Origin of the sequence: Pseudomonas sp. NPDC089741, assembly GCF_044748825.1 — a bacterium.
In the GTDB taxonomy this organism is placed as follows: domain Bacteria; phylum Pseudomonadota; class Gammaproteobacteria; order Pseudomonadales; family Pseudomonadaceae; genus Aquipseudomonas; species Aquipseudomonas helmanticensis.
The window spans coordinates 26,738-34,657 of record NZ_JBIVGT010000018.1 but is presented as its reverse complement, the minus strand read 5'-3'; the positions used below and the strand labels follow the sequence as shown (position 1 = coordinate 34,657).

Here is a 7,920-nt window from a genome sequence, read left to right as displayed (position 1 = left end):
CTGTTCACCAGTTGCGCCGCGGAAATCGTCGGCACCCTGCGTGACAAGGGTTTTGAAGTATTCCTCGACCTGAAATTCCACGACATTCCCAACACCACCGCGATGGCCGTGAAAGCCGCCGCCGAGATGGGCGTGTGGATGGTCAACGTGCATTGCTCCGGCGGCATGCGCATGATGGCTGCCTGCCGTGAAGAGCTGGACAAGCGCAGCGGCCCGCAGCCACTGCTGATCGGCGTCACCGTGCTGACCTCGATGGAGCGTGAAGACCTCGCCGGGATCGGTCTGGATATCGAGCCGCAGGAACAAGTGTTGCGTCTGGCGGCACTGGCCGAGAAGGCCGGGATGGATGGTCTGGTGTGTTCGGCGCTGGAAGCCACGGCACTGAAAACCGCGCACCCGTCGCTGCAACTGGTGACCCCGGGGATTCGTCCGGCGGGCAGTGCGCAGGACGATCAGCGCCGCATCCTGACCCCGCGTCAGGCGCTGGACGCCGGTTCCGATTACCTGGTGATCGGCCGTCCGATCAGCCAGGCGGCCGATCCGGCCAAGGCGCTGGCAGCAGTTGTAGCCGAAATCGCCTAAGCAAGCACCGCATAACCCTGTGGGAGTGAGCCTGTTCGCGATAGCGGTGTGTCAAACAACGTTAATGTTGACTGACACTCCGCTATCGCGAGCAGGCTCACTCCCACCTTGGTTTTGTGGTGGCTTTAAACCTTCAGTACCAACTTGCCAAAATTCTCCCCGCTGAACAATTTCATCAGCGTCTCCGGGAAGGTCTCCAGGCCTTCGACGATGTCTTCCTTGCTCTTGAGCTGCCCCTTGGCCATCCAACCGGCCATTTCCTGCGCCGCGCTCGCGTATTGCGCCGCGTAGTCCATCACCACAAAGCCTTCCATGCGCGCACGATTGACCAGCAGCGACAGGTAATTGGCCGGGCCCTTGACCGCCTCTTTGTTGTTGTACTGGCTGATGGCGCCGCAGATCACCACGCGTGCCTTCATGTTCAGGCGACTCAGGACTGCATCGAGGATGTCACCGCCGACGTTGTCGAAATACACGTCCACGCCTTTCGGGCATTCGCGCTTGAGGCCGGCGATTACGTCTTCGTGCTTGTAGTCGATGGCGCCGTCGAAACCCAGCTCATCGATGAGGAACTTGCACTTGTCGGCACCGCCGGCGATCCCCACCACGCGGCAGCCTTTGATCTTGGCGATCTGCCCGGCAATGCTGCCCACCGCACCCGCCGCCCCGGACAGCACCACGGTGTCGCCAGCCTTCGGTGCGCCGACATCGAGCAGGGCGAAGTAGGCGGTCATGCCGGTCATGCCCAATGCCGACAGATACACCGGCAACGGTGCCAGTTTCGGGTCGACTTTATAGAAGCCTCTTGGCTCGCCGAGGAAATAATCCTGCACGCCGATGGCGCCGTTGACGTAGTCGCCGACCGCAAAGCCCGGATTGTTCGACGCGACGACTTTACCTACACCCAAGGCGCGCATGACCTCACCGATACCGACCGGCGGGATGTAGGACTTGCCCTCGTTCATCCAGCCACGCATGGCCGGGTCGAGTGACAGGTATTCGTTCTTGACCAGAATCTGTCCCGCCGCCGGTTCGCCGACCGGTACTTCCTGATAGGTAAAAGTCTCGCGGGTCGCGGCGCCCACCGGGCGTTTGGCGAGCAGGAACTGGCGATTGGTCTGTGAGGTCATGGCAGGCACTCGAATTGAATGAAGCCTTGTTGATAGACCCTAAGCGCCGATGTCGCAAGGTTGGCTGATGCGGCGAATGCACGCCGATCCAGTGCAGTGATGATCACCACCACCGGTTTATCACCGCCACGCATGGGCACATAAACAGCCTTTTGATAGTGCTGACGCCGGACAACCCGCTGTGGCTATGCTGCAACGCTAAGCATCCCCTGCATCTTTGCGTTCGAGGACACAACAATGAGCATGACGTTTTCCGGTCAGGTTGCCGTAGTCACAGGCGCGGCTAACGGCATCGGCCGAGCAACCGCCCAGGCGTTTGCTGCCGAAGGTCTGAAGGTGGTGGTCGCCGATCTCGATACCGCAGGGGGCGAGGGCACTGTGGCGCTGATTCGTACAGCCGGCGGCGAAGCGACCTTCGTCCGTTGCAACGTTACCGTCGAGAGCGAAGTGAAAAATCTGATGGACGAGGTGATCAATACCTACGGCCGCCTCGATTACGCCTTCAACAATGCCGGCATCGAAATCGAGAAAGGCAAACTGGCCGAAGGTTCGATGGACGAGTTTGACGCGATCATCGGCGTCAACGTCAAAGGCGTATGGCTGTGCATGAAGTATCAGTTGCCGCTGTTGCTGGCCCAGGGCGGTGGCGCGATCGTCAACACCGCGTCGGTGGCCGGCCTGGGCGCGGCGCCGAAGATGAGTATCTACGCGGCGTCGAAGCACGCGGTGATTGGCCTGACCAAATCTGCTGCGATCGAGTACGCGAAGAAGAAAATTCGCGTCAACGCGGTGTGCCCGGCGGTGATTGATACCGATATGTTCCGCCGCGCCTACGAGGCTGATCCGAAGAAGGCTGAGTTCGCCAATGCCATGCACCCGGTCGGCCGCATCGGCAAGGTCGAGGAGATCGCCAGCGCCGTGCTGTACCTGTGCAGCGATGGCGCAGCATTCACCACTGGTCATTCGCTGGCGGTGGACGGTGGCGTCACTGCGTTCTGAGCATTTATGCAAGGAAAAAGCCCGCATTCGTGCGGGCTTTTTCATGCCTGTCGTTCAGTTCCGTGAATCCGCCAAGCAATGTGTATCAAATGGTTAGAAAGGTCGCTTTTGACGGCTTTGTCGCACAGGCTGTGTGGCATGGCTGTGATTTACTGCCGCCAGCAAAACGGACAGGAGTTTGCGTGCTCATGGAATTGAGAATTGACCGACAGGCAATGGTGCCAGTCGTACAGCAGATTGTTGACGGAGTGATCGACTGGATCGCGCGAAGTGCCGTGCCACCCGCTACACGCTTGCCTTCGGTGCGGGAAATTGCACGCAGCAATCTGCTCAGTCAGTCGTGCGTCGCGCAGGCCTGTGAACGCCTGGTGGCACAAGGGGTTCTGGCGCCTCGGCATGGCTCGGGATTCATGGTCGCTGCTGCGCCGCGTTGTGCAGTCAATGCGCCGCTGCCGGCGAGTCTTGATCGGCTTCGCCCAGAGGCGGCAAAGGCTTATGGTTTAGCGCAAAAGCTGAATCTCGGTGATGGCGGCTTGCCTGAAAGCTGGCGTGAGTCCGACGACTTGAGCTACGCGATCGGTCAGGTAGCGCGCACGGACATGAGCAGCCTGTTCAACTACAGCACGTCACTCGGTCTGCCGGCGCTGCGCGAACAGATCGTCAAGCGCCTGAAAATGATCAGTGTCCAGGCCGTCGAAGCGCAGATCATGACCACTGGCGGCGCGACCCAAGCCCTTGATCTGATCGTGCGCACCCTGCTCAAGGCCGGTGATTACGTGGTGGTCGAGAACCCTGGATATGCGCCACTGTTCGATCTTCTGCGATTGCACGGTGTACATCTGCTCGAAGTCCGCCGCACCCCGAACGGGCCTGACACGGCTGCACTGGCAAGCGTGCTGGAGCAGTTCCGCCCCGTAGCAATGTTCATCAACAGTCATCATCACAATCCCACCGGCTCCTGTCTGAGTCCGTCCGTGGCCGAGCGGATCCTGCAGTTGTGCAATGCCAGTGATGTGCGGCTGATCGAAGACGATGTCTACGCCGACTTGCACAATGGCAACGGCACTCGGTTGGCGGCACTGGATCAACGAGTGATTTACATCGGCAGTTTTTCGAAAACCCTGAGCAGCTCATTGCGTGTGGGTTTCGTATTTGCCGACCTTGAACTGATCGCTCGGCTGGCGCGGGTCAAGATGATCAGCAGTTCCGGCTGTTCAGGTTTCAACGAGGCGGTGTTGGCCAACCTCTTGGCCAGCGGCGCCTACCGCAAGCTGGTGCATCGGCAGCGCCAGCGCTTGAATGTCGACCGTGCCGCCGCTTTGCAAGTACTCGAAGACGCCGATTGGGAGGTATTCGGCAAGCCGTGCGGTGGTTTGTTCATCTGGGCGCGTTCGCCAGTTGCCGATCCCGCCCGCTTGCGTCGTCAGGCGCTCGGCAACGGTGTAGCGCTTGCTGCGGCGGGAGCATTCAGTCCCAGTGGCGAAGTCTGCGAGTGGCAGCGGATCAATGTCGCGTACGCCTGCGACCCCCGTGCCCGGCAGTTTTTTCGCAGCACCCGCGTGGATCGACCTCAAGCGTTCTGAAAACGACGCGGGCGTAGCTTTTTGCCATTATTCCGACGCCAGAGACTTGTGCGGGTGCATGGCCATTGCGAATCTTCGTCCACACACTTTGGCAGAGGGCTTCGCGCAATGATTTCGGCCGTGCAAGGACGTTTTGCCAACCTCGGTATGGCAAAAAAACTGGCTATCGGGTTTGTGCTCGTACTGCTGTTGACTGCGCTGGTGGCGGCGATTGGTGTCTGGTCCCTGCAAACCATCAGTCAGCGTTTCGATGGCCTTAAGCAGATGTCTTCGCTCAACAGTGGCCTGCTCAACGTGCGCCTGCTGGAGCAGGAGTACGCCTTGCGTGGTGATCCGAAAACCGCCGATGCCTTGCGTGAAGGCGTGGTGGGCCTGATTGCCCTGGCCAACGAACTCAAGGCGCAATCGCCGGCGAATGTGCCGGTGATGAGCGATGTCGAGCAGTCGCTTGACGCCTACCGCAAGGCGTTCGACGAGTTTGTCTCGTTGACCCAGGCCAAGGATCTCGCGCTGGAAATGGCCAGTTGGTCGGTGTCCAGCGTGGCCAACAACCTTGACGTGTTGCAGGCCGGGCTGGCCGATGACGGCGCTTATACCTTGAAAGAGACCGAGGGCAAGGACGGTGCACAGTTCATCGAGCAGGCCAGTCAGGTCAGCCAGGTGTCGCGCTTGATGTTGCAGGCCATGAACGAAGCGCGGATTCGTCTGGATCAGAGTCGCAAGGGCGATGCCGACAGCGCCGGCAAAGGCAATATCGAGCAGGCCGCGCAGGCGCAGGCACAGGCGGAAGAGCTGAAGTCCACGGTCAAGGATGAGGGTTATCTGACGGTGCTTAATGAGGTGTCCGGGCACATCGCCGGTTTCAACGACAAACTGGCTGAATACACCGGGTTGCTGGCGCAGGAAAAAACCGTTTACGAACAATTGCACCAGCGTGCCGCGCAAGTGGTGGCGCGGGTGGATCAGGCCTATGTCGCCGAAGATGGCGCGATGCAGGCAGAACTGAAGAAGAATTCATTGCTGATTATCGGCTCTTCGGCATTGGCGCTGTTGGTCGGGTTGATCGCGGCCTGGGTGATCACTCGATTGATCGTTGCGCCGTTGCGCAGTGTGATCCTGGTTGCCCAACAGATTGCTGCCGGTGATTTGAGCGCGACGATTGCTGTGACGCGCCGGGATGAAATCGGTCAGTTGATGTCGGCGATGCAGCAGATGGGCGCAGGGTTGAGCACGATTGTCAGCGGCTTGCAGGCCGGTATCGAGCAACTGGCCAGTTCCGCGCAGTCGCTCTCGGCGGTGACCGAGCAGACCAATCTTGAGGTCAGCAGTCAGAAGGAGGAGACCGAACAGGTCGCCACCGCGATGAACCAGATGACCGCGACTGTGCACGATGTCGCGCGCAATGCCGAAGAGGCCGCACTGGCGGCGCAGACGGCGGATGGCAAGGTCGAGACGGGTCAGCAGGTCGTGCGTCAGAGCATGGCGCGTATCGAGCAACTGGCGGATTCGGCGACGTCGGCGAGTAGCAGTATCGAGAGCCTCAGTGCCGAGATTCAGAATATCGGCACGGTGCTTGAAGTGATCAAGAGTGTTGCCGAACAGACCAATCTGCTCGCGCTCAACGCGGCAATCGAAGCGGCGCGCGCCGGCGAGCAGGGCAGGGGCTTTGCGGTGGTGGCCGATGAGGTGCGCGCGCTGGCGCGACGTACGCAGCAGTCGACCGAGGAAATCGAACGGTTGGTCAGTGCATTGCGCGCGGCGGCGCAGGCGTCGGTGCAGCAGATTCAGAGCAGTGGAGAGTTGGTGAAGCTGGCGGTCAGTGATGCGCTGCAGACCGAAAGTGCCTTGGGCAGTATTGCGGCAGCGGTTTCGTTGATTCAGCAGATGAATCAACAGATTGCGGCGGCGGCGGAGCAGCAGAGTTCGGTGGCGGAGGAGATCAATCGCAGTGTCACGAGTATTCGCGCGAGTGCGGATCAGTCGTCGATTGCGATGCGCGGGAATGCCGCTTCGAGCGTTGAACTGGCGCAGTTGGGGGGAGAGTTGCGTGGGATGGTTGGGCATTTCCGACTTTGAGCCTCGGCGACGATCTTCAGATCCGGCCACCCCACCTCATGCAGGAGCTGCCGAAGGCTGCGATCTTTTGATTTACTAGATCGCAACCCACAAAAAAGCCACCTCTCGGTGGCTCCTCTCTCAGCATCGACAATCAGTCGTAAATCACTTTCTTCTTCCAGTCCGCATCAGCCTCGACATCCTTCAGCCCGGCGGTCAGCTGGTTTTCTTCGCCTTCAACCGGGGCGATCTTGTCCATGACCTGGGCGTTGGCGCGGGCCAGCAATTTTTCCAGGTACTGCAGCTGTTCGGAGTAGATCTGCGGGTTCTGCTGCTTGCGCAGGTATTGCACGCCGCGTTCGAAGGCGAGGCGAGCCTGGCCGGGCTGGTTTTGTTGCAGCGACTGTTGACCGAGGTTGTTGAAGAACTCGATGTGCAGCAACACCAGAATGTGCCGGACTTCACGCACCCAGTGTTTGGCTTCGTTCGGTGGCAGGAAGCCGTCGTGGGCAGCGCGGGTGATTTGGCCGTGAAGGGCTTCGAGAAGGAAGCGTACGTCTTTGGCCTTGGCTTCGGTCATGATCGGTGCAGGTGGGTTGTTGACCGGGATCGACTCGCCTTGGGCGACCAGTGCGCTCAGTTCGGTGATGCGCGCCTTGGTGGTTGCGCTGGTCTTTTCCAGGTTCAACAGGCGCTGGCAAACGTTGAGTTCCAGGCGCGTCAACAACAGCTTCAGGGCCGGGGTCATGAATTGGCCGGGGAAAGTCTCGGTCAGCTCGCCGCAACGACGCAGGCGGTCGTTGAGTTCGACTTTGGTGCGGGCCTTCTCCAGTTTGTTGTTTTCCACCACATGGTTCATGTAGCCAATGGCGATCAGAATTGCGATCCCGGCTATGACAAGCAGGGTGATCATGAGTGGTGTCACCGGTAAGACCTCTTTATAGGGTTCGCATGCGAGTGTAGTGGCTGGGCTTTCATGCGCCTAGCGCGGCTCGACGAGTTGGATCGGCTGGTTCAATCTGTATCGGCCGCCGGCTGTTTATATGAATGCTGGCGCTTGATGTGCAGAATGCCATCACCGTGCGGTGGACTATAACGCCTTGGCGAGTGGCGGAATATAGGCGTCAGGACTCGGGCGACGGAAAAGCCCGATTGCTCCCGTAAAGCAGGTCGAAGTCATTGATTTAAATAAATTTATATCTGGGGGTTGACGACCTCTCAATCCATCCATAGAATGCGCGCCACTTGCAGCGTAAAGCACACAGCGAAGCGCGGCAGGAAGTGAAAGTTGTAGCGTGTCCCCTTCGTCTAGTGGCCTAGGACACCGCCCTTTCACGGCGGTAACAGGGGTTCGAGTCCCCTAGGGGACGCCATTGCGGGAATAGCTCAGTTGGTAGAGCACGACCTTGCCAAGGTCGGGGTCGCGAGTTCGAGTCTCGTTTCCCGCTCCATATTCAACAAAAACGCCGATCAGTGATGATCGGCGTTTTTGTTTGTGCGCGTTTTTGTCGTCGCCCATAAAAAAGGACCTCACGGTCCTTTTTTGTATGTGCCAGATCCCGGTCATGCGC

General features: G+C 59.5%; 7 protein-coding genes, 2 tRNA genes and 1 pseudogene. 7 read left to right on the top strand and 3 right to left on the bottom strand.

The window, feature by feature from the left end:
- Positions 1-582: orotidine-5'-phosphate decarboxylase (gene pyrF / locus ACIPZE_RS17875; RefSeq protein WP_400774278.1), on the top strand; the 582-nt coding region annotated here is incomplete at its 5' end.
- A 125-nt stretch (positions 583-707) separates the two neighbouring features.
- Here the strand turns inward: pyrF and ACIPZE_RS17870 are convergent.
- Complete coding sequence (locus ACIPZE_RS17870) at positions 708-1,712, bottom strand: NADP-dependent oxidoreductase (protein ID WP_283439122.1); 1,005 nt, start codon at positions 1,710-1,712, stop codon at positions 708-710.
- Positions 1,709-1,846 carry a hypothetical protein gene (locus tag ACIPZE_RS17865; RefSeq protein ID WP_283439121.1) on the bottom strand — a complete coding sequence of 46 codons (138 nt, stop codon included), beginning with the start codon at positions 1,844-1,846 and terminating at the stop codon, positions 1,709-1,711. Before ACIPZE_RS17865 ends, ACIPZE_RS17870 begins: the two co-directional genes overlap by 4 nt.
- A gap of 103 nt (positions 1,847-1,949) precedes the next feature.
- On the opposite strand from ACIPZE_RS17865, the gene ACIPZE_RS17860 reads away from it, so the two are divergent.
- The 4 genes and pseudogenes from ACIPZE_RS17860 to ACIPZE_RS17845 all read left to right on the top strand — a co-directional run bounded on the left by ACIPZE_RS17860 (position 1,950) and on the right by ACIPZE_RS17845 (position 6,370).
- The gene (locus ACIPZE_RS17860; protein WP_129395057.1) at positions 1,950-2,711 is read left to right on the top strand and encodes an SDR family oxidoreductase; all 762 of its coding nucleotides are present in this window, start codon (positions 1,950-1,952) and stop codon (positions 2,709-2,711) included.
- Between the two features lie 188 nt (positions 2,712-2,899).
- Positions 2,900-4,294 (top strand): PLP-dependent aminotransferase family protein, encoded by a 1,395-nt coding sequence (locus ACIPZE_RS17855; protein WP_283439120.1) that lies wholly within the window; start codon positions 2,900-2,902, stop codon positions 4,292-4,294.
- 108 nt (positions 4,295-4,402) lie between these two features.
- A pseudogene (locus ACIPZE_RS17850) lies at positions 4,403-5,509 on the top strand (HAMP domain-containing protein); the annotation flags it as partial.
- Positions 5,489-6,370, top strand: a complete 882-nt coding sequence (locus ACIPZE_RS17845) for a methyl-accepting chemotaxis protein (RefSeq protein ID WP_400774363.1) — start codon at positions 5,489-5,491, stop codon at positions 6,368-6,370. The pseudogene ACIPZE_RS17850 and the gene ACIPZE_RS17845, both read left to right, overlap by 21 nt.
- A gap of 133 nt (positions 6,371-6,503) precedes the next feature.
- Here the strand turns inward: ACIPZE_RS17845 and ACIPZE_RS17840 are convergent, their stop codons facing one another.
- Positions 6,504-7,262 carry a hypothetical protein gene (locus ACIPZE_RS17840; protein ID WP_174823946.1) on the bottom strand — a complete coding sequence of 253 codons (759 nt, stop codon included), beginning with the start codon at positions 7,260-7,262 and terminating at the stop codon, positions 6,504-6,506.
- A gap of 384 nt (positions 7,263-7,646) precedes the next feature.
- Between ACIPZE_RS17840 and ACIPZE_RS17835 the strand changes: the two genes are divergently transcribed.
- A tRNA-Glu gene (locus ACIPZE_RS17835) sits at positions 7,647-7,722 on the top strand.
- Positions 7,723-7,724: 2 nt separating this feature from the next.
- Positions 7,725-7,800 (top strand) — tRNA-Gly (locus tag ACIPZE_RS17830).
- Positions 7,801-7,920: the final 120 nt, after the last annotated feature.